The organism is Streptomyces rubellomurinus (assembly GCF_000961885.1).
Classification (GTDB): domain Bacteria; phylum Actinomycetota; class Actinomycetes; order Streptomycetales; family Streptomycetaceae; genus Kitasatospora; species Kitasatospora rubellomurina.
In genome coordinates this window covers 47033-65906 of record NZ_JZKH01000017.1, presented here as the reverse complement: position 1 = coordinate 65906, position 18874 = coordinate 47033, and the positions used below count along the sequence as shown (strand labels likewise).

Below are 18874 nucleotides of genomic sequence, written 5' to 3'. Positions count from 1 at the left end.
TCGCCGGAGAGCCGGAAAACCCCCACGCGGCCATTCCCCCGCACTGCCGTCCCACTACAATGCCCAGGTGCGCGCAGGCTCCGGGGGACGGAGACGACGGGCACGGCCGATGACAGGCCCGTCCGCCCTCCGGTGGTCGGCCCGTCGCAAGGGGAGTCCATTACGCGGGCACGGCTGAACAGTCGCAACACGGATCTGTCACCATTCTCCACAAGGCAAGAGTTCGCCCAGGAGTCCACTCGGACGGGGGAACGCGGCACACCCGCGCTCCCGCGCCCAGGATTCCGGCGACCGCGGCGGACGGCCCCGGCTAGACGGGGGTCGTCCAGCGACTGCGGATGCAAGGACCAGCAGGACCGGTGCCCCGGGAATCGGGGGCCCGGGACCGGCCGGGTCGAAGACGCGACCAGGAGATGGATGGGACCGCGGAGTGCGGGGCAACGACCGCTACGAGGTTGACGATCACCTCTCCCAGTTCGAGGCCGAGATGGGTCGGACTCGGAAGGAGCGGGACAAGGCAGTCGAACACGCCGAGGACCTCGCCTACCAGGTGGAGGTGCTCCGGGCGAAGCTGCACGAGTCCCGCCGCATGCTCGCCCAGCCGCGCGCCTTCGACGCCGTTTCCGGCCAGGCCGAGCAGATGCTCCGCACCGCCGAGATGCAGGCCCAGCAGCTGCGCGCCGACGCCGAGCGCCAGCTGCGCGACTCCCAGGCCGCCACCCAGCGGATCATGGCCGAGGCCGCCGAGCGCACCGCCCGGCTGGAGGCCGAGCTGGCCGCCCGCCGCCGCCAGCTGGAGGACGAGCTCGCCGAGCTGCGCCGCTCCGCCGAGCAGCACGTCAACGGCTGGGCCGAGCAGACCCGGGCCGGCACCGAGCAGGAGGCCAACCGCCTGCTCCAGGAGGCCCGCGTCGAGGCCGAGCGGATGATCGCCGCCGCCCGCGCCGAGGCCGTCGCGCTCTCCGACCAGGCCCGCGCCCAGACCGCCGCCGACGTGGACGCCGCCCGCGGCGAGGCCCAGGCCGCCGCCGAGGCCGCCCTGCAGCGCGCCCAGACCGACGCCGAGCGCCTCCTGCGCGCCGCCTCCGAGCAGGCCCAGCAGGCCGGCGCCCAGGCCGCCGCGGACGTCGACGCGGCCCGCGGCGAGGCCCAGCAGCAGCTGGCCGCCGCCCACGCCGCCGCCGAGCAGCAGCTCGCCGCCGCCCGGGCCGAGATCGACCGGCTCAAGGCCGAGGCCGAGGCCGAGCAGACGCGCACCGAGCAGCAGCTCGGCGCCGCGAAGGCCGAGATAGAGCGGCTGCGCGCGGAGGCCATCGCCGAGGCCGAGCGCGCCCGCCGCGAGGCCGCCGAGCTGCGCACCCAGGCCGAGCAGGCCGCCGAGCAGCTGCAGGCCGACGCCGAGGCCGCCGCCGAGCGCAAGGTCGCGGACGGCGAGGCCGCCACCGAGCAGCGTTCCCAGACCGCCCGGGCCGAGATCGCCCGGCTGGTCGCGCAGGCCACCAAGGAGTCCGAGGCCATCCGGCGGGAGGCCGAGGCCGTCCGCGCCGAGGCCGCCACCAAGCAGGCCGAGGCGGACGCCGCCAAGGCCGCCGCGGCCGAGGAGGGCGAACGGCTGCGGGCCACCGCCGAGTCCGTCGCCGCCGAGCTCAAGGCCGAGGCCGAGGCCGCGATCGCCGAGCTGCGCGCCCGGGCCGAGCGGGACGTCGCCGAGCTGCGGGCCACCGCGCAGGCGGAGGCGCAGCGACTGCGCGGCGAGGCCGAGGAGGAGGGCCGGGCGGCCGGCGCCAAGGAGGCCGCCGTCCACCTCGCCACGGCCGCCAAGACCGCCGAGGAGGTGCTCGACCGCGCCAACCGGGACGCCGAGACGGCGCGCGGCGAGGCCGCCGCCGAGGCCGAGCGGATCCGCACCGAGGCCGCCGCCGAGGCGCAGCGGCTGCGCGAGCAGGCCCAGGCCGCCGTCGAGCAGGCCCAGAACGCCGCCCTGGACGACGCCGCCGCGATCCGCGAGCGGATCGAGCAGATGCAGGACGAGGCGGCCCGGCTGCGGGCCGAGGCCGAGGAGCTGCGCGCCCAGGCCGCCGCCGAGGCCGACCGGGTGCGCGGCGAGGCCCGCCGCCAGGCAGTCCTGCAGATCGAGGAGTCGGCGAAGAACGCCGAGGAGCTGCTCACCAAGGCCAAGGCCGACGCGGACGAGCTGCGCGCGGGCGCCGCCGGGGAGATCGAGCGGCTGCGCGAGCAGGCCCAGGAGCAGGCCGCCGAGACCCAGGGACGGGCCGAGCAGACCCTGGCCCGGGCCCGCACCGAAGCCGAGAAGATCACCGCCGCCGCCGAGCAGCAGGGCCAGGACGCCCTCGCCGCAGCCAAGGCGGCGGCCGCCGAGAACCGGGTCGCCGCCGAGCGCGAGACCGTCGAACTCCGGCGCCAGGCAACGGAGTTCGACCAGCGGGTGCGCGCCGAGGCGACCGCCGCCGCGGAGGCACTGACCGCCGAGGCGCAGGCCGAGGCGAACGCCGTCCGGGACGCCGCGGTCGCCGACGCCGAGCGGGTGCGCACCGAGGCCGACACCGAGGCCGCCCGCACCCGGGGCGAGGCCGAGGCCGCCGCGCACGCGCTGCGCGAGGAGAGCCGGCGCGAGCACGAGGCCGCGGCCGCCGGGCTGCAGCGCGAGCGCGAGGAGACCGCCGAACAGCTGGCCGCCGCCCGGGCCGCCCGCGAGCAGGCCGAGCAGGCCGCCGCCGAGCTGCGGGACACGGCCGACCGGCAGGTCGCCGAGCAGCGCGCGGAGGCCGAGGCGTACGCCGCCCGCGTCCGCGCCGAGGCCGACCGGGCCACCGCCGAGCAGCGCGAGAGCGCCGAGCGGGAGACCACGGAGCTGCGCGAGGCCACCGAGCGGCAGGTCGCCGAGCAGCGCGCCCTGGCCCAGCAGGAGACCACCGCCCAGCGCACCGAGGCCGCCGAGTACGCCGACCGGATCCGCACCGAGGCCGAGCAGGCCGCCGAGGAGCTGCGCACCCGCACCGAGCAGTACGTCGCCGAGCAGCACGCCGCCGCCGACGAGTACGCCCTCGGGCAGCGCCAGGACGCCGACCGCTACGCCGCCGAGCAGCGCGAGGCGGCCGACGAGCGGCTGGCGCGGGCCGAGGAGACCGCCGAGCGGCGCGTGGCCGACGCCGAGCAGGCCGCCCGGGCCGTCCGCGAGGAGGCCGCCGCCGAGCTGGCGCTCGCGAACGAGCAGGCCGAGACCGTCCGCGCCGAGGCCGGCCGCACGCTGTCCGAGGCCCGCGCGGCCGCGGAGGGCATCCGCGCCGAGGCGGCCGAGGAGCTGGAGCAGGCCCGCGCCGAGGGCCGGGAGCTGGTCGCCGCCGCCCGGGCCGAGGGGGCGGGGCTGGTCTCCGACGCCGAGGACGAGGCCGCCGAGGTCCGCCAGTCGGTGGCCGGCCTGCACGAGGCCGCCGCCGAGCAGATCGCCGCGCTGAAGGCCGCCGCCGAACGCGAGGTCGCCGAGGTCCGCGCCCTGGCCGACCAGGAGACGGCCGAGCAGCGCGAGGCCGCGGATCGTCACGTCGCCGAGCTGCGCGCCGCCGCCGAGCAGTACGTCGCCGAGCAGCACGCCGCCGCCGACGAGTACGCCCTCGGCCGGCACCAGGACGCCGACCGCTACGCCGCCGAGCTCCGCGAGCTGGCCGACCGCGAGACGGCCGAGCTGCGCGCCCGCACCGAGGCCGAGACCACCGCCCTGCGCGAGCGCACCGAGTTGGAGCTGGCCGCCGAGCGCGAGGCCACCGAGGCCGAGCTGGGCCGGCAGCGCGCCGAGGCGCAGGCCTACGACGAGCAGCTGCGCCACGACGCCGACGCCGAGCTGCGGGCCGCCGAGGAGGCCGGCGAGCAGCTGCGCGCCGAGGCCGAGGCGCAGGCCGCCCGTACCCTCGCCGACGCCGAGGCGCTGGCGGCCCGGACGGTCGCCGAGGCCGAGGAGCTGGCCGCCGGGCTGCGCGCCGAGGCCGAGGAGTACGCGCTCGCCACCCGCGGCCTGGCCGACGACTACGACGCCGCCACCCGCGCCCGCGCCGACGTCTACGACGCGGAGACCCGGGAGGCCGCCGAGCAGTTCGACAAGGCCACCCGCGACCGGGCCACCTCGGTGCTGGAGAAGGCCTTCGCGGACGCCGAGGCGCTCGGCGAGGACGCCCAGACCACTGCGCTGGCCACCACCGCCGCCGCCGAGGAGCAGGCGGACGCGATGGTCGCGGCCGCCCGCAAGGAGGCCGACCGGCTGGTCGCCGCCGGCGAGGCGGCCGGCCAGGCCGAGGTGGAGAAGGGCCGTTCCGACGCGGACGCCCTGCTCGCCGAGGCCCGCCGGGACGCGACCGCGATCCGCGAGCGCGCCGAGGAGCTGCGCGAGCGGACCGACGCCGAGGTGGAGGCGCTGCACGAGCGCGCCCGCAAGGAGAACGCGGCCGCCATGAAGTCGGCCGGCGAGCGGGTGGACGCGCTGGTGACGGCCGCCCAGGAACAGCTGACGGAGGCCGAGGAGCAGGCGGTGGCCACCGTCGCCGAGGCCGAGGACCGCGCCGCCGCCCTGGTCGCGGCCGCCGAGGACCGCGCGGCCGAGCTCACCTCGGAGGCTTCGGCGGAGGCCAGCAAGGTCCGGCTCTCGGCCGTGCGCAAGGCCGAGGGGCTGCTCAAGGAGGCGGAGACCAAGCTCGCCACCTCCACCGACCGCGCCGAGGCGCTGATCGAGAAGGCGGAGGCGAAGCTGTCCGCCGCCGAGGCGGAGTCCGAGGAGCGGCTGGACAAGGCCGCCGCCGAGGCGGAGAAGCGGCTGCGGGACGCCGACCGCACCGCGGACGAGCAGGTCGAGCTGGCGAAGGCGGAGGCCGAGCGGCTGATCGCCGAGGCGAAGGCCGAGGCGAAGCGGGTCACCGACGAGGGCCGGCGTGAGCTGGACGAACTGGTGCGCCGCCGCAAGGACATCAACACCGAGATCTCCAGGGTGCAGGACGTGCTGTCCGCCCTGGAGGCCTTCGAGGCGCCGGCGCCGGTCGCGCAGACCAACGGGGGAAGCAACAGCAAGAAGGACGGGGGTGCCAAGGCCGGTGCCGGAGTTGGCTCCCCCCGGTCGGGCGGCAATCGTTCCAAGAACGCACCACCCGATTGAGCGGACATTGGCGGTCATTGTCCGTGAGAGAACGGCATATCGCCGTCGACACTCCGGTACCGTGTCAGGATTCCCTCAACCACCTCAGCGGTTTGACGACAGGAAGCCCAGAGTCCCATGAGCGACAGTCACTCCCCTCACGGCTTCGACCTGGTGCGCCGCGGGTACGAGCGCGCCCAGGTCGACGAGCGGATCACCAAGCTGGTGGCCGACCGTGACAGTGCCTTGACCCGGATCTCCGCGCTGGAGAAGCGCATCGAGGAGCTCCACCTGGAGACCCAGACCGCCCAGGCGGCGGTCGCGGACCAGGAGCCGTCCTACGCCGGCCTCGGCGCCCGGGTCGAGAAGATCCTGCGGCTCGCCGAGGAGGAGGCCAAGGACCTGCGCGACGAGGCGCACCGCGCCGCCGAGCAGCACCGCGAGCTGGCCGAGGCCGCCGCGCAGCAGGTCCGCACCGAGGCCGAGAACTACGCCAAGGACCGCAAGGCCAAGGCAGAGGACGAGGGCCTGCGGATCGTCGACAAGGCGAAGAGCGACTCCGCCCAGCTGCGCGCCGAGGCCAACAAGGACGCCCAGAACAAGCGCGAGGAGGCGGACGCCCTCTTCGAGGAGACCCGCACCAAGGCCGCCCAGGCCGCGCTGGAGTTCGAGACGAACCTGGCCAAGCGCCGCGAGCAGTCCGAGCGCGACCTGGCCGCCCGTCAGGCCAAGGCCGAGAAGCGCCTCGCCGAGATCGAGCACCGGGCGGAGCAGCTGCGTCTGGAGGCCGAGAAGCTGCGCACGGACGCCGAGCGCCGCGCCCGCCAGACCGTCGAGACGGCCCAGCGCCAGTCCGAGGACATCGTGGCGGACGCCAACGCCAAGGCGGACCGCATCCGCAGCGAATCCGAGCGCGAGCTGGCGGCGCTGACGAACCGTCGCGACAGCATCAACGCCCAGCTGACCAACGTCCGCGAGATGCTGGCGACGCTGACCGGCGCGGCCGTGGCCGCCGCCGGGGTGCCGAGCGACGACACCATGGGCGTGCCCGCCCAACAGTCGCGCTGACGCCGCCGCGCTGACCCGTCAGCGCCGACGTCCCGCCACTGGCGCCGTGGCGCCGGCCCCCTGTACCGACGCCGACGCGAAGCAGGCCCTCACCCGTTCGGGTGGGGGCCTGTTGCGCGCACAGCACTCACTATCTCGGGTAGGCCCCGTCCGGCCGCTGGTAGCCGCTGCTGAGCTGGTTCCCCTCGTCGTCCGAGACCGTGCCGAACCAGGAGGTGCACCAGACCGACACCGAGTCGGGCCAGTACTGCACCTCGAACGGGTGGCCGGGCCCGTAGTCTCCGTACGAGGTGACGATGAAGGTCTCCCCCGGGCGCATCCAGTAGTCCTCGCCGAGCGGTTCCAGGGTCAGCTCCAGCAGCCCTTCGCCACGGTTGGTCACCGGCATCCGGCCGGTCACTTCCAGGGCCGAGTAGTCCCAGCCGGCCGCGTCCTCGCTCATCCGGCGGCCACCCGGGCCAGGAGCCGGCGCACGGCGGCGTCGAAGGCCTCGGGGGCCTCCAGGGCGCTCAGGTGGCCCACGCCGGGGATGACGGTCAGTTCGGCGTCCGGCCGGGCCCGGAGGATCAGCTCGGCCTCGTCCGGTGCCACCAGGGAGTCCTGGGCGCCCGTCACGACGGCGACCGGCACCCGCAGGCCCGCCAGCACGTCCAGGGAGTCCGGGCGGGCCGCCATGGCCCGCTGGGCCCAGGCGACGGCGGCCGGCGGGGCGGCGGCGACCATCGCCTCCACCCGGGCGACCAGGTGCTGCGAGTCCGGCCCCAGCTGCCCGGCCGCGACCCGCTCGTCCAGCAGCAGTCCGACGCTGTCGCGGGCGGTGACGGCGGCGGCCGTCCGCTCCCGGTTGGCCCGGACGGCGTCGGCGTCGGCGGTGGCCCGGGTGTTGGCCAGCAGCAGGCCGGCGAGCCGGTCCGGGTGGCGGCGGGCGAGGGCCAGCGCCACGTAGCCGCCCATGGAGAGCCCGCCGACCACCGCGCGTTCGATCCCGGCCGCGTCCAGCATCAGCGCCACGTCGTCGGCGACCAGGTCCAGCGAGGGCTCGTCGGCCCCCAGCTCGGTGCCGCCGAACCCGCGCTGGTCGGGGGCGAGCACCCGGGCCTCGTCCCCGGTCAGGCCGGGCAGCGCGTCCAACTGGGCGGACCACATCGCGGCGTTCAACGGAAAGGCGTGCAGGAGCACGAGGGGTGTTCCGGTACCGCTCTCGCGGACGGACACTGCGGAGGGGAGCTCGGTCATGGCCCCCAACCTATTCCGGCACGCCCGCCGGGCCCACTCAGCGGGCCCTGATATCCGCTTTGTCCTAGCCTGACAAAGAGCGTAGGGAGCCCGAATGATCGAGTTGCACGACCTGACAAAACGTTACGGCAAGACACTCGCGGTGGACCGGCTCAGCTTCCGGGTCCCCCAGGGCGTGGTGACCGGCTTCCTCGGCCCGAACGGCGCCGGCAAGTCCACCACCATGCGCATGATCCTCGACCTCGACCGCCCGACCAGCGGCCGGGTCACCATCGACGGCAAGCGCTACGGGCAGCTCAGCGAGCCGCTCAAGTACATCGGCGCCCTGCTGGAGGCCAAGGCCGTCCACCCCGGCCGCACCGCCCGCGACCACCTGCGCTGGCTCGCCCAGAGCAACCGCATCCCCGAGCGCCGGGTCGACGAGGTGCTCTCCCTGGTCGGTCTCACCCCGGTCGCCCGCAAGCGCGCCCGCGGCTTCTCGCTCGGCATGGGCCAGCGCCTCGGCATCGCCTCCGCCCTGCTCGGCGACCCGGAGATCGTCATGTTCGACGAGCCGGTCAACGGCCTCGACCCGGAGGGCATCCTCTGGATCCGCAACCTGATGAAGCGCCTGGCCGGCGAGGGCCGCACCGTCTTCGTCTCCTCCCACCTGATGAGCGAGATGGCCGTCACCGCCGACCACCTGGTGGTCATCGGCAAGGGCCGGCTGCTCGCCGACCTGCCGATGCCGGAGTTCATCCGGCGCAACTCCCGCTCCGCCGTCCGCCTGCGCACCCCGCAGCCCGAGCGGCTGCTCGACCTGCTGGCCGGCGCCGGCCTGCGGCACGAACCCGGCCCGGACGGCTCCTACGAGGTCGTCGACGGCGACCTCGCGGCGCTCGGCGAACTGGCCGCCGCCAACGGCCTGGTGCTGCACGAACTCAGCCCGCAGCAGGCCTCGTTGGAGGAGGCGTTCATGCAGATGACGGCCGACTCGGTGGAGTACCACGCGGGCGACGGCCCGGGCCGCGACGCGGCCGGAGCGCCCGGCGTCTGGGGCGCGGGCTGGAAGGCGGACGGCGCCCGGCCGGCCGCGGCCGTGCAGCAGGAGGAGAACTGAGATGACGTCCTTCCCGGCGATCCTGCGCTCCGAGTGGACGAAGATCCGCAGCGTCCGCTCGACGGTCTGGACCCTCGCCCTGGCCTTCGTGGTCACCGTGGGCATCGGCGCGCTGCTGTCCCTGCTCACCAACAACAACTTCACCGAGTTCCGCAGACACGACGCCGACACCCCGTTCGACGCGACCGGCACCGCCTTCTCCGGCATCATGCTCGGCGAACTGGCCATCATCGTCTTCGGCGTGCTGGCGATCGGCAACGAGTACAGCAGCGGGATGATCCGGGTCACCCTGGCCGCCGTCCCGCAGCGCGCCACCCTGCTCGCCGGCAAGGCCGTCGTGCTCGGCGCCCTGGCCCTGCTGGTCTCGCTGGTGACGGCCTTCGTCACCTTCTTCCTCGGCCAGGCCCTGCTCGGCTCGCACTCCACCACCCTGGGCGAGCCGAACGTGCTGCGCGCGGTGCTCGGCGCCGCGCTCTACCTGACCATGCTCTGCCTGTTCGCGGCCGGCGTGACCACCATGCTGCACAACCAGACGCTGGCGCTCGGCGTGCTGGTGCCGTTCTTCTTCCTGCTCTCGCCGATCCTCTCGGCGGTGCCGAAGGTCAAGACCCTCGCCCACTACTTCCCCGACTACGCGGGCTCGCGGATGCTGCTGGTGTACGAGCAGCACGGCCAGCCGTACGGGCCGTGGGCCGGGTTCAGCATCTGCCTGGCCTGGACGGCGGCGGCGCTGCTCGGCGGCGCGCTGGTGCTCAAGAACCGCGACGCGTAGCGGCCCGCAGGCCCGTCAGTACCGCGGAGCGCCGCGGCCCCGGAGGATGTTGGAGGCCCGGCGCTCCCGCGCTCCCCAGCAGGCCCGGTGCCAGTGCCGCCGGTCGTCGACCCCGCCGCCGTGCATCGGCCAGGCCACCAGGTGGCCCACCCCGGGCGGGATCTCCTGGTCGCAGCCCGGGCAGCGGTAGTGCCGCCCCGACGTCCCGGCGACCGTCTGGACCACCCAGTCGTCACCCTGGTAGCTCTCGGTACGGCGCAGCGATCCGCCGAGCGGGGCGGTCGGCTCGGCGCTCTCGCGGGGGGCGGCGCTCCTGTTCCGGTTGTGGCGCGGCGACACGGCGGACTGCCTCTCTTCCGGTGGCTCGGGTGCGCTCCAGCCTAGCCCTGCGGGCCGCCCACCCGATCTGAATGCCTCTATCACGAGTGCGCCCGACACTTCGCGGTTTTTACCGAGATCCACCCGGAGACCACCGAAATTCGGGGCTTCGCGTGCCATTGGCACATGACATCGGATACCCACGAAGGGACGAGGCGGGGCCCGCACCCTGCGCGCACCCGAGGAGGCCCAAGGATGACCAAGACCAGCGCCCGCGCCGAGACCCGCCGGCCCGTCGGAGTACGGCCACCGGCTCCCGGCCCGGCGCTGACCACCGTCGCGCCGGTGACGGCCGTCGCGGGCGAGCCGCTGCCCGCCGCCCAGCGGGGCGGCACGGCGGCGCCGGACACCGCCCCGGTGCGGGTCGGCGCGTTCCTGCTGTCCGCGCAGTTCCCCGGGCAGGGCCACGCCGAGGTGCTGGACCGCACCGTCCGGGCCGCCGTCGAGGCCGAGCGGGCGGGTCTGGACAGCGTCTGGCTGGCCGAACACCACTTCGTCCCGTACGGGGTCTGTCCGAACGCCGCGACGCTGGCCGCGCTGCTGCTCGGCCGGACCCGCCGGATCGGCGTCGGCACGGCGGTCAGCGTGCTCTCCACCGCCCACCCGGTGGCGCTCGGCGAGCAGGCCGCGCTGCTGCACCTCACCTCCGGCGGGCGGTTCACCCTCGGGGTCGGGCGCGGCGGGCCGTGGATCGACCTGGACGTCTTCGGCAGCGGCGTGGACGCCTTCGAGCAGGGCTTCCCGGAGCGGCTGGACCTGCTGCTGCGCTGGCTGCGCGGCTCCCGGGTGGGCGCGGACGGGCCGCAGTTCAGCTTCCCCGAGGTGGCGGTCGTCCCCCGGGCCACCGAGCCGCTGCGTCGGCCCGGCCTGGGCAGCTGGCTGGGCCTGGACGAGTCCGCGCCGGTGCGCTTCCCGCGCCAGCGCCAGGACGCCGCGCCACTGCGCGGCGAACCGACCCGCGGTGAGCCCGTGCGCACCGACCCGCTGCCCGAGGACCGGCTGCGCGATGACCTGACGGCGGCAGGTCGGCCGGTGGCCGGCCCGCCGGTGGTGGTCGCCTGCACCTCGCCGGGCGGGGTCGGGCTGGCCGCCGAGCGCGGGCTGCCGATGCTGCTCGGCATGCACTCCGGCGACGAGGACAAGCTGCGGATGCTGGAGCTGTACCGCACCGCCTGGCTGGCGGCCGGCCGCTCCGAGGAGCAGCTGCGCCGGGTGAGCCGGCAGCACGTGGCGGCCGGGGTGGCGCAGGTCGACGACCGTGCCTCGGCGGCCAGGGCGACGCTGCTGAACGCGATGCCCGGCTGGTTCGAGTACGGGCTCGGCGCGCACCGCACGGTGGACGGCCGCGAGCGCAAGATGCGCGACCCCCGCCAGTACACCGAACTCCTCTGCGACCTGCACGCGGTGGGCACTCCCCGGCAGTGCGCCGACCGGCTGCTGGCCACCGCCGAGCGCACCGGCATCCGGCGGTTCGCACTCCTCGCGGAGGGCAGCGGCGACCGCGCGGCGACCCTGCACAACATCGCCCGGCTGGGCTCCGAGGTGCTCCCCCAACTGAGCTGAAAAGGAAGCGGGTTGACCGAACGACCGGGCCGTCGCCACCCTCCCGCGACCGGGGGGGCGGCGACGGCGCCGCGCGTCAGCAGTCCCGCAGCTCCTCGGACTGGTTGAGCAGCTGCTCCCGGACCGACGTGAAGCGGTCGTACCGCGCCTCGTTGGCCTCGGAGGGCAGGAACACCGCCACCCGGTGACAGTTCTGGAACGCCAGCCGGACCCCGAAGTGGCGCTGCAGGGCGCCCCGGATGGCGTCGCTGGCGAGGGCGCGCAGCAGCTGGCCGCGGGCCTGCTCGCTGGGCGGCGGCACCTGGTTGTCGGCGAAGTCGGTGCCGTCGACCTTCGCCTGGGCGACCAGCGAACTGATCAGGTCCCACGCGTACGGCAGCGAAACGCGGACGCAGTCGACGAATTCCCGCTCGTCGACCTCGCCCCGCTCGGCCTTCTCCAGCAGGGCCGGTGAGACGTCGAGCGACATGGATTCTCCTCTCGCGGTCCACCCGCGCGGCGCCCGGGTGGTCATGCGTAGTCCAAGCTCACAGTGAGGGTGGTGGCGGAAGCCGCGAGGGGCGTCCGGCACCCGTGGAACGGGGTTCCGGCACCTTTGCGACACCGCGGAGTGGCGCCACGGGACGTAACGACCCGGACACCGAACGCGCTCAGAACAGCGTGGCAGCCAGCAGCCGAACAGGCTGGTGATTCTTGCGGATTGCTTCTGAAATATGCAGCAGCACACCAGATTGGCCGGATCCTGTCGGATCGTTCATCTGAAGTCTCCGTCCCCGTTGACGCCGGTCCCGCGAGCGTGCCGTCACACACGGTAGAGACCCCGTGTGGCGGGCGCCAGACCGCGACGGGCGGATGCGGGACCCGCCGAAACTCCATGTTCGCGGCGTTCGCGCTTTCTTCACCCGGTCGTCCCGGAATCGCATCAACTGGCCCCGGTGGGCTAGCGTGGTCGACCGTGCGTCTCGTAATTGCCCGCTGCTCAGTCGACTATGCCGGTCGGCTCTCCGCCCACCTGCCCTCCGCCACCAGGCTCATCCTGGTCAAGGCCGACGGCAGCGTCAGCATCCACGCCGACGACCGCGCCTACAAGCCGCTCAACTGGATGTCCCCGCCGTGCGCCCTCAAGGAGGCCGACGGGGTCTGGACGGTGGAGAACAAGGCCGGCGAGAAGCTCATCATCACGCTGGAGGAGGTGCTGCACGACTCGTCCCACGAGCTCGGGGTCGACCCGGGCCTGATCAAGGACGGCGTCGAAGCCCACCTGCAGGAGCTGCTCGCGGACCGGATGGAGGTGCTCGGCTCCGGCTGGTCGCTGATCCGCCGCGAGTACCCGACCGCGATCGGCCCGGTCGACATCCTGTGCCGCGACGCGGACGGCGCCACGGTGGCCGTCGAGATCAAGCGCCGCGGCGAGATCGACGGCGTCGAGCAGCTCACCCGCTACCTCGAACTCCTCAACCGGGACCCGCTGCTGGCCCCGGTCAAGGGCGTCTTCGCTGCGCAGGAGATCAAGCCCCAGGCCCGCGTACTGGCCACCGACCGGGGCATCGGCTGCGTCGTGCTGGACTACGACGAGCTGCGCGGCATCGACGACGACAAGCTCAAGCTGTTCTGAGCCGCACCTAGGCCGTCTTGGTCGGGCTCGGCGTCGCGGACGACGGCGGGGCGGTCGGGGTCGGGGTCGGCGTCGGCTGCGACGAGGGCGAGTTGGTCACCACCGGCGGCACGGACGGCTGCGTCGGCTGGGGCTGCTGCGGCGCCGGCGGCTGGACCGGCGGCTGCGCGGGCTCCTGGACGGGCGGCTGCGCCGGGTCCGACTCCTGCGCCCCCGGCGAGCGGCTGGGCTTCTTCGACGACGACACCGACGCCGACGCACTCGGCGAGCGCGAGGCGCTGCCGCTCTCGGACGGCGTCGGACTGCTTCCGGCCCCCGCCGGGGCGCTCGACGCGCCGGCGGCAGGGGCGCCGGGGCTGGTGCTGGTGTGCGGCACCGGCGGCAGCCCGTCCTGACTGTCCCCGACGTCGTCCAGCCGCCCGTGCGGCTCGTTCCCCCTCGGCTCGTCCGGGCCGAGGCTCATCGCCGCCGCCGTCCCGAGCACCCCGAAGGTGAGCACGGCCGCGGTGGCGAGGACGATCCGCCGCCGCCGGCTGGAGCGCAGCCGGCGCGGCACCCGGGCCGCGATCTTGCGGATCACCGGCCCGCGCGCGGCCGCCACCGTGGTCGGCCCGGCCGGCAGCTGCCGGCCCTCGGCGCGCAGCAGCTCGATCATCCGGCGCGCGGCCGCGACCCCGCGCTGCTCCCCGGCGGCGGTGCGCAGGGTGAGTGCGGTCTCCAGTTCGGCGACGGCCCGGGACGGCTGCTGGACGCAGATCGCGTGCACGGCGGACTCGTGGTGGAACCACGCCTGCTCGGCGGGCGTGCCGACCCGCCGGGCCGCCTCCAGGCCGAGCTGCAGCACCCGCTCCCAGGCGCCCCAGCGCAGCGCGAGCGCCAGCGCGGGGGCGGCCGCCCGGGCGAGCCGGACCACCGCCTCGTGCCGTCCGGCGGCCCGGTCGGCGAGCAGCACGCCGATCACCACCTCGGCCTCGGCGGCAACCTGCTCCAGCGACACCGAGCCGTGCCCGACCCACCAGGCGAAGTGCTGGGCGGCGCCGTCCGCGCAGCCGCGCGCGGGCCAGTGCGGGACGAGCAGGTCGAGCGCGCCGGCGGTCAGCCGGTGGTGCCCGCCGATGGACACCGCCAGCCCGGCGTCGGCGAGTTCGGCGAGGGCGGCCTCGCCGTGGCCGACGTCGATCAGCGCCGGCAGGTGCGGCGCGGTGGGGCACTCGCCGCCGAGCGCGACGGCGAGGCGCAGGACGGCCTGCGCGGGCTCGCTCAGCCCCTCGGCGAGCCGGACGGCGGGCGAGGCGGTCTCGGCGACCGAGGGCAGCGGGACGGTGCGGCGCAGCGCGCTCTCGCGGACCGCCGGGTCGGGGTGGTGGACGGGCTCCTCGACGGTCCCGAAGACGTCCTTGCGGTCCTCCTCGGCGGCGACCAGTGCGTCCACCGCGACGTCCCGCTGGCGCAGCAGCGCGGCGGCCTGGACGAAGCGCAGCGGCAGGCCCTCGGACTCGAACCAGAGGTCGACCGCCCAGGCCTTCTCGGCGACGTCCAGGGGCCGCCCGGCCAGGCGCGCGGTGAGGGCGAGGCAGGCGGCGCGGGAGAGTCCGGCGACGGGGTGGTCCTGGAGCCGGGAGTCGGCGGGCAGGGCCGGGCTGCCGGGGGAGACCGACAGCAGGAAGGCGCAGCCGGGGGCGGCGGCCAGCAGCTCCTCCAGCTCGTCGCCGGAGGGTTCGGCGCCGTCGATGACGACGACGGCGGCGACCTCGGCGAGGTGCCCGGCGAGCTGGCCGGGGTCGGGCCGGTAGCCGGGGGCGTGGTGGGTGGCGGCGAAGAGGTCCTGGAGCAGGTCGGCGCCGGTGCGGCGGTGGCCGCAGAGCTGGACGACGCCGCCGGGGGCGAGGTCGGCCGAGGCCTCGGCGACGGCCGACAGCAGCGCGCTGCGGCCCGAGCCCGCCTGGCCGACCAGGCGTATCGAGCGGCCCTCGGCGAGCAGGCCGAGCAGTTCGGCGATGTCGGCCTCGCGGTCGAGCAGCGGCAGGTCGGCGGGCCCGGCGCCCATGGCGAGCGGGCCGACCGCGCGGCCGGGGCCGCCGAGCGGGCCGCGGGCGGGTTCGCTGCGCTCGATCCGGCGGGGGCGGGGGCGCCACTCCTCGGGGCAGGGCCTGGCCTCGGAGCCGTCCGGGGCGCCGACGCCGACGAGCAGGCCGCCGGAGACCAGTTCGCCGCCGCGGGTGCGGGCGGCGGCTTCCTGCCGGAGTTCGCCGGATGGCTGTGCCACGTTCTGCTCCGCATCGTGCTCGGCCGCCGGCACCGCGCGCCGGCCGGCTGACGTCCCGTTCGCGGCCGCGCGGGGGCTGGGGGCAGCGGGCGGCGGCCGTCATTCTGACGGGCAGACTCTCGCACATCCGGTCACCGCCGCGCAGGGCGGTCCCGGAGACGGGGGGAATCCGGGGGAATCAGACGACGTGCGCCTCGGCGATGCCGCCGTCCACCGCCAGGATGCGGTGCAGCTTGGTGGCCACCAGCAGCCGCTGGAGCTGGGCCGGGACGGAGCGCAGCACCAGTCGGCGGCCGATCCGGCCGGCCCGCCGGTGGGTGCCCATGATCACGCCGAGGCCGGTGGCGTCCCAGAACTCCAGCCGGGCGAGGTCGAGCACGAGGTCGCCGAGGCCGCCGTCGACGGCCTGGTGCAGGCGGGCCCGCGCGTCGGCGGCGGTGCGCACGTCGAGGCGGCCTTCGATGGCCAGCGCCCGGTGGTCGCCGGTGATGCGCATGCTCTCCTCCTTCGCCTGGTCGCTCTGCTGGTCGCTCTGGTGGCCGGGGCGGGGTGTTGCGATCGGGTGGGCCGCCGTGGTGCGGCTCCTCGGCCGGAAGACGGCGAGAAGACGGCGAGGCGTCGGGTTCCCTCATCTGACGGTGAACCGGCACCCCAGGTTGCTGGTTTCGGCCGAATCTGAAGCAACTTCACTCGTCCGAGGGAATATACGCAGTCAGTCTCCACACCTACGCTCGATTCCCGCCCAAATCACCCGTCTGCGGCACGCAGCGTGAGGAAGCTCACCCGACCCGGCACAGCGGGCCGTACGATGCTCCGATCGCACGGCCCGCCGGGTCATCGGGTCTCGGGGCTCACTTGGCCTCGTACGGGTAGAAGCCCTGGCCGCTCTTGCGGCCGAGGTCGCCGGCGGTGACCATGCGGGCCATGATCTCCGGGGCGGCGAACTTCTCGTCCTGGGTCTCGTCGTAGATGTTCCGGGCGGCGTGCAGCAGGATGTCCACGCCGGTCAGGTCGGCGGTCTGCAGCGGGCCCATCGCGTGGCCGAAGCCGAGCCGGCAGGCGGTGTCGATGTCCTCGGCGGTGGCCACGCCCGACTCGTACAGCTTGGCGGCCTCGACGACCAGCGCGGTGATCAGGCGGGTGGTGACGAAGCCGGCGACGTCGCGGTTGACCACCACGACCTCCTTGCCGACGCCCTCGGCGTAGGCGCGGGCGGCGGCCAGCGTCTCGTCGCTGGTCTTATAGCCGCGGACGAGCTCGACCAGCTTCATCATCGGGACGGGCGAGAAGAAGTGCACGCCCACGACCGACTCCGGGCGCCGGGTGACGGCCGCGATCCGGGTGATCGGGATGGCGGAGGTGTTGGTGGCCAGCACGGCGCCGTCCTTGGCGAGCTTGTCCAGCTCGCGGAAGACGCCCTCCTTGACCTCCAGCTTCTCGAACACGGCCTCGACCACGATGTCGGCCTCGGCGACGGCGCCCAGGTCGGTGGTGGTGGTGATCCGGCCCAGCGCGGCCTCGGCGTCCTCGGCGCTCAGCTTGCCCTTGGCGACGAACTTCTCGTACGAGGCGCGGATGCCGGCGAGGCCGCGCTGCAGCGCCTCCTCGGTGACGTCCCGCAGCACCACCGGGTGGCCGGCCTGCGCGGACACCTGGGCGATGCCGGCGCCCATCAGGCCGGCACCGATCACGGCGATCTGCTTGCTGGACGCATTGCTCATGGCTGGGTCTCCCGATGCCGTCGCCGCCCCGAGGGCGGGCCCTGAAGGCGGCTCAGGGCAGGGGTCACCGCCGCGGAGCCGCGTCGCTCAGCGGGGACTCTAACGCCCAAATCCCCCGCGCATAAGCAATCGAGAGTGTGATCTGCAACCGAACCGGTCGCCCGACCGGGAAGACGATCAGATGGTCAGCCCGAGGTCCTGGGCCAGGATCGCCGCCTGCACCCGGCTGCGCAGCCGCAGTTTCGCCAGGATCCGGCTGACGTGCGTCTTCGTGGTGGCCTCCGCCATCTCCAGCCGGGCGGCGATCTCCCCGTTGGACATCCCCGCGCCGACGCAGGCCAGCACCTCGCGCTCGCGGGCGGTCAGCGCGGCCACCGCCTCCCGCGCCGCCGGGCCGACCGGCCGGTCCGGGCGGGCGAAGGTGCCGATCAGCCGCCTGGTCACCGAGGGCGCCAGCATGCCGTCCCCGCGGGCCACCGTCCGGATGCCCTCGACCAGGGTGTCCGCCTCCAGGTCCTTGAGCAGGAAGCCGGCCGCACCGGCCCGCAGCGCGCCGTAGACGTACTCGTCCAGGTCGAAGGTGGTCAGCACCAGCACCTGGGCGGCCCCGGCGGCGACCACCTCCCTGGTCGCCGAGACGCCGTCCAGCCGGGGCATCTGCACGTCCATCAGCACCACGTCCGGCCGCAGCTCCAGCGCCAGCCGGACGGCCGCCTCGCCGTCCGCGGCCTGCCCGACCACCTCGACGTCCGGTTCGGCCCGCAGGATCATCACCAGCGCCGCCCGCACCGCCGCCTGGTCCTCGGCGACCAGCACTCGGATCGTCATGCCCCTGCCTCGCTCCCCCGCCCGCACGGCAGCACCGCGCGCACGCTCCAGTACCCGTCCCGCGGCCCGGCCTCGAAGCTGCCGCCGAGCAGCCCGGCCCGCTCCGACATGCCCACCAACCCGGCCCGGGCGCCCGGCAGTTCACGCCCGGCCCCGCCCCGGTACGGGCTGTCGACGGCGATCCGCAGCCGCTCCGGCTCGAACTCCAGCCGCAGCCGGACCAGCCCGGGCCCGGCGTGCTTGAGCGCGTTGGTCAGCGACTCCTGCACGATCCGGTACGCGGCCAGCCCGACCGGCACCGGGACGTCCCGGTGCTCGCCGTGCTCGGTCAGCTCGAACTCCAGCCCCACGTCCTGCCCGGCCGCCCGGGCCTTGGCCAGCAGGGCGTCCACCGCGGCCAGGTCGGGGGCCGCGTACGACGCGTCGGCCTCTCCCCCGCCGCTGTCACGCAGCAGCCCGATCATCCGGCGCATTTCGGCCAATCCCTGGACGCTGTTCTCCCGGATCACCGCCAGCACCTCCACCAGCGGATCGTCCGCGGGCAGCTGCCGGCGCCGGGCGACGGACTGCGCGCCGGTGGCGTGGATCGCGATCGCCGACAGGTGGTTGGCCACCACGTCGTGCAACTCCCGTGCCATCCTGGCCCGTTCGGCGACGACCGCCTCGCGCCGGTCCATCTCCGAGAGCAGCGCGGTCTGTTCCGCCCGCAGCCGCTCGCTCTCCGCCTCCTGCCGGTGCTTGCGCACCAGCTCGCCGGTCCACACCGGCGCCAGGAACACCAAGGAGGCGACCACCACGATCAGCAGCCCCGCCGCGGTGCCGCTCTTCCACCACGCCAGCGCGGAGAGCACCAGGACCGTCGAGCCGCCGGTCAGGTGCAGCACCCGGGACATCCGGTGGCTGCCGTAGAGCACCGCCGCGTACAGCAGATCGGTGTACATGATCGTCGTCGCCAGCAGGCTGCCGGCGAACACCCCGGCCGCGAAGGCCAGCCCGCCCAGCGACACCGTGAGCACCGGCCGGGTGCGCCGGACCAGCTCCAGCCCCGCCATGACGAGCAGCGGCGCCACCACCGCCCACAGCGGCACCTCGTCGGCCCGGTCGTACACCCGGAAGACGATCAGTACGGCGCCGCCGAGCACCCCGCACAGGGCGATCAGCCGGTCCATGCGGCGCGGTGGGACGGATGGT

Annotated in this window: 15 protein-coding genes; 6 read left to right on the top strand and 9 right to left on the bottom strand. The window is 75.1% G+C overall.

Annotated elements, in window-relative coordinates:
* The first annotated feature begins 430 nt into the window (after positions 1–430).
* Positions 431–5158: a hypothetical protein gene (locus VM95_RS11195; protein WP_045694858.1), complete on the top strand. Its 4728-nt coding sequence runs from the start codon at positions 431–433 to the stop codon at positions 5156–5158.
* 117 nt (positions 5159–5275) lie between these two features.
* Positions 5276–6205, top strand: coding sequence for a coiled-coil domain-containing protein (locus VM95_RS11190; RefSeq protein ID WP_045694855.1), 930 nt, complete (start codon positions 5276–5278; stop codon positions 6203–6205).
* 130 nt (positions 6206–6335) lie between these two features.
* Here the strand turns inward: VM95_RS11190 and VM95_RS11185 are convergent, their stop codons facing one another.
* Both VM95_RS11185 and VM95_RS11180 read right to left on the bottom strand, forming a co-directional pair.
* Positions 6336–6647, bottom strand: a complete 312-nt coding sequence (locus VM95_RS11185) for a hypothetical protein (RefSeq protein WP_052706721.1) — start codon at positions 6645–6647, stop codon at positions 6336–6338.
* Positions 6644–7441, bottom strand: coding sequence for an alpha/beta fold hydrolase (locus tag VM95_RS11180; protein WP_045694853.1), 798 nt, complete (start codon positions 7439–7441; stop codon positions 6644–6646). Before VM95_RS11180 ends, VM95_RS11185 begins: the two co-directional genes overlap by 4 nt.
* A 94-nt stretch (positions 7442–7535) precedes the next feature.
* Here VM95_RS11180 and VM95_RS11175 point away from each other — a divergent pair, with 94 nt between their 5' ends.
* Both VM95_RS11175 and VM95_RS11170 read left to right on the top strand, forming a co-directional pair.
* On the top strand, positions 7536–8540 hold the full coding sequence (locus VM95_RS11175) for an ABC transporter ATP-binding protein (protein ID WP_045694851.1): 1005 nt from the start codon (positions 7536–7538) through the stop codon (positions 8538–8540).
* A gap of 1 nt (position 8541) precedes the next feature.
* Positions 8542–9312 (top strand): ABC transporter permease, encoded by a 771-nt coding sequence (locus VM95_RS11170; protein WP_045694850.1) that lies wholly within the window; start codon positions 8542–8544, stop codon positions 9310–9312.
* Positions 9313–9327: 15 nt separating this feature from the next.
* On the opposite strand, the gene VM95_RS11165 is transcribed toward VM95_RS11170, so the two are convergent.
* Positions 9328–9651, bottom strand: coding sequence for a hypothetical protein (locus VM95_RS11165; protein ID WP_045694848.1), 324 nt, complete (start codon positions 9649–9651; stop codon positions 9328–9330).
* A gap of 396 nt (positions 9652–10047) precedes the next feature.
* Here VM95_RS11165 and VM95_RS11160 point away from each other — a divergent pair, with 396 nt between their 5' ends.
* Entirely contained in the window at positions 10048–11253 is a 1206-nt protein-coding gene (locus tag VM95_RS11160) for an LLM class flavin-dependent oxidoreductase (protein WP_045694938.1), read from the top strand.
* Positions 11254–11329: 76 nt separating this feature from the next.
* Here the strand turns inward: VM95_RS11160 and VM95_RS11155 are convergent, their stop codons facing one another.
* Complete coding sequence (locus tag VM95_RS11155) at positions 11330–11722, bottom strand: SCO5389 family protein (RefSeq protein ID WP_045694845.1); 393 nt, start codon at positions 11720–11722, stop codon at positions 11330–11332.
* A gap of 486 nt (positions 11723–12208) precedes the next feature.
* On the opposite strand from VM95_RS11155, the gene nucS reads away from it, so the two are divergent.
* Complete coding sequence (gene nucS / locus VM95_RS11150) at positions 12209–12868, top strand: endonuclease NucS (protein ID WP_045694843.1); 660 nt, start codon at positions 12209–12211, stop codon at positions 12866–12868.
* A 7-nt stretch (positions 12869–12875) separates the two neighbouring features.
* On the opposite strand, the gene VM95_RS11145 is transcribed toward nucS, so the two are convergent.
* From VM95_RS11145 to VM95_RS11125, 5 genes are all read right to left on the bottom strand, one after another.
* On the bottom strand, positions 12876–15134 hold the full coding sequence (locus tag VM95_RS11145) for an ATP-binding protein (protein ID WP_063773485.1): 2259 nt from the start codon (positions 15132–15134) through the stop codon (positions 12876–12878).
* A 178-nt stretch (positions 15135–15312) separates the two neighbouring features.
* Positions 15313–15630 (bottom strand): STAS domain-containing protein, encoded by a 318-nt coding sequence (locus VM95_RS11140; RefSeq protein ID WP_045694841.1) that lies wholly within the window; start codon positions 15628–15630, stop codon positions 15313–15315.
* Between the two features lie 355 nt (positions 15631–15985).
* Entirely contained in the window at positions 15986–16855 is an 870-nt protein-coding gene (locus tag VM95_RS11135) for a 3-hydroxyacyl-CoA dehydrogenase family protein (RefSeq protein ID WP_045694839.1), read from the bottom strand.
* A 177-nt stretch (positions 16856–17032) separates the two neighbouring features.
* Positions 17033–17683: a response regulator gene (locus tag VM95_RS11130; RefSeq protein WP_045694837.1), complete on the bottom strand. Its 651-nt coding sequence runs from the start codon at positions 17681–17683 to the stop codon at positions 17033–17035.
* Positions 17680–18852, bottom strand: a complete 1173-nt coding sequence (locus VM95_RS11125) for a sensor histidine kinase (protein WP_045694834.1) — start codon at positions 18850–18852, stop codon at positions 17680–17682. Before VM95_RS11125 ends, VM95_RS11130 begins: the two co-directional genes overlap by 4 nt.
* Positions 18853–18874 lie beyond the last annotated feature (22 nt).

Coding starts and splice junctions, on each gene's coding strand:
- VM95_RS11190 (WP_045694855.1), top strand. CDS start 5,276: ATGAGCGACAGTCACTCCCCTCACGGCTTCGACCTGGTGCGCCGCGGG.
- VM95_RS11185 (WP_052706721.1), bottom strand. CDS start 6,647: ATGAGCGAGGACGCGGCCGGCTGGGACTACTCGGCCCTGGAAGTGACC.
- VM95_RS11180 (WP_045694853.1), bottom strand. CDS start 7,441: ATGACCGAGCTCCCCTCCGCAGTGTCCGTCCGCGAGAGCGGTACCGGA.
- VM95_RS11175 (WP_045694851.1), top strand. CDS start 7,536: ATGATCGAGTTGCACGACCTGACAAAACGTTACGGCAAGACACTCGCG.
- VM95_RS11170 (WP_045694850.1), top strand. CDS start 8,542: ATGACGTCCTTCCCGGCGATCCTGCGCTCCGAGTGGACGAAGATCCGC.
- VM95_RS11155 (WP_045694845.1), bottom strand. CDS start 11,722: ATGTCGCTCGACGTCTCACCGGCCCTGCTGGAGAAGGCCGAGCGGGGC.
- VM95_RS11140 (WP_045694841.1), bottom strand. CDS start 15,630: ATGCGCATCACCGGCGACCACCGGGCGCTGGCCATCGAAGGCCGCCTC.
- VM95_RS11135 (WP_045694839.1), bottom strand. CDS start 16,855: ATGAGCAATGCGTCCAGCAAGCAGATCGCCGTGATCGGTGCCGGCCTG.
- VM95_RS11130 (WP_045694837.1), bottom strand. CDS start 17,683: ATGACGATCCGAGTGCTGGTCGCCGAGGACCAGGCGGCGGTGCGGGCG.
- VM95_RS11125 (WP_045694834.1), bottom strand. CDS start 18,852: ATGGACCGGCTGATCGCCCTGTGCGGGGTGCTCGGCGGCGCCGTACTG.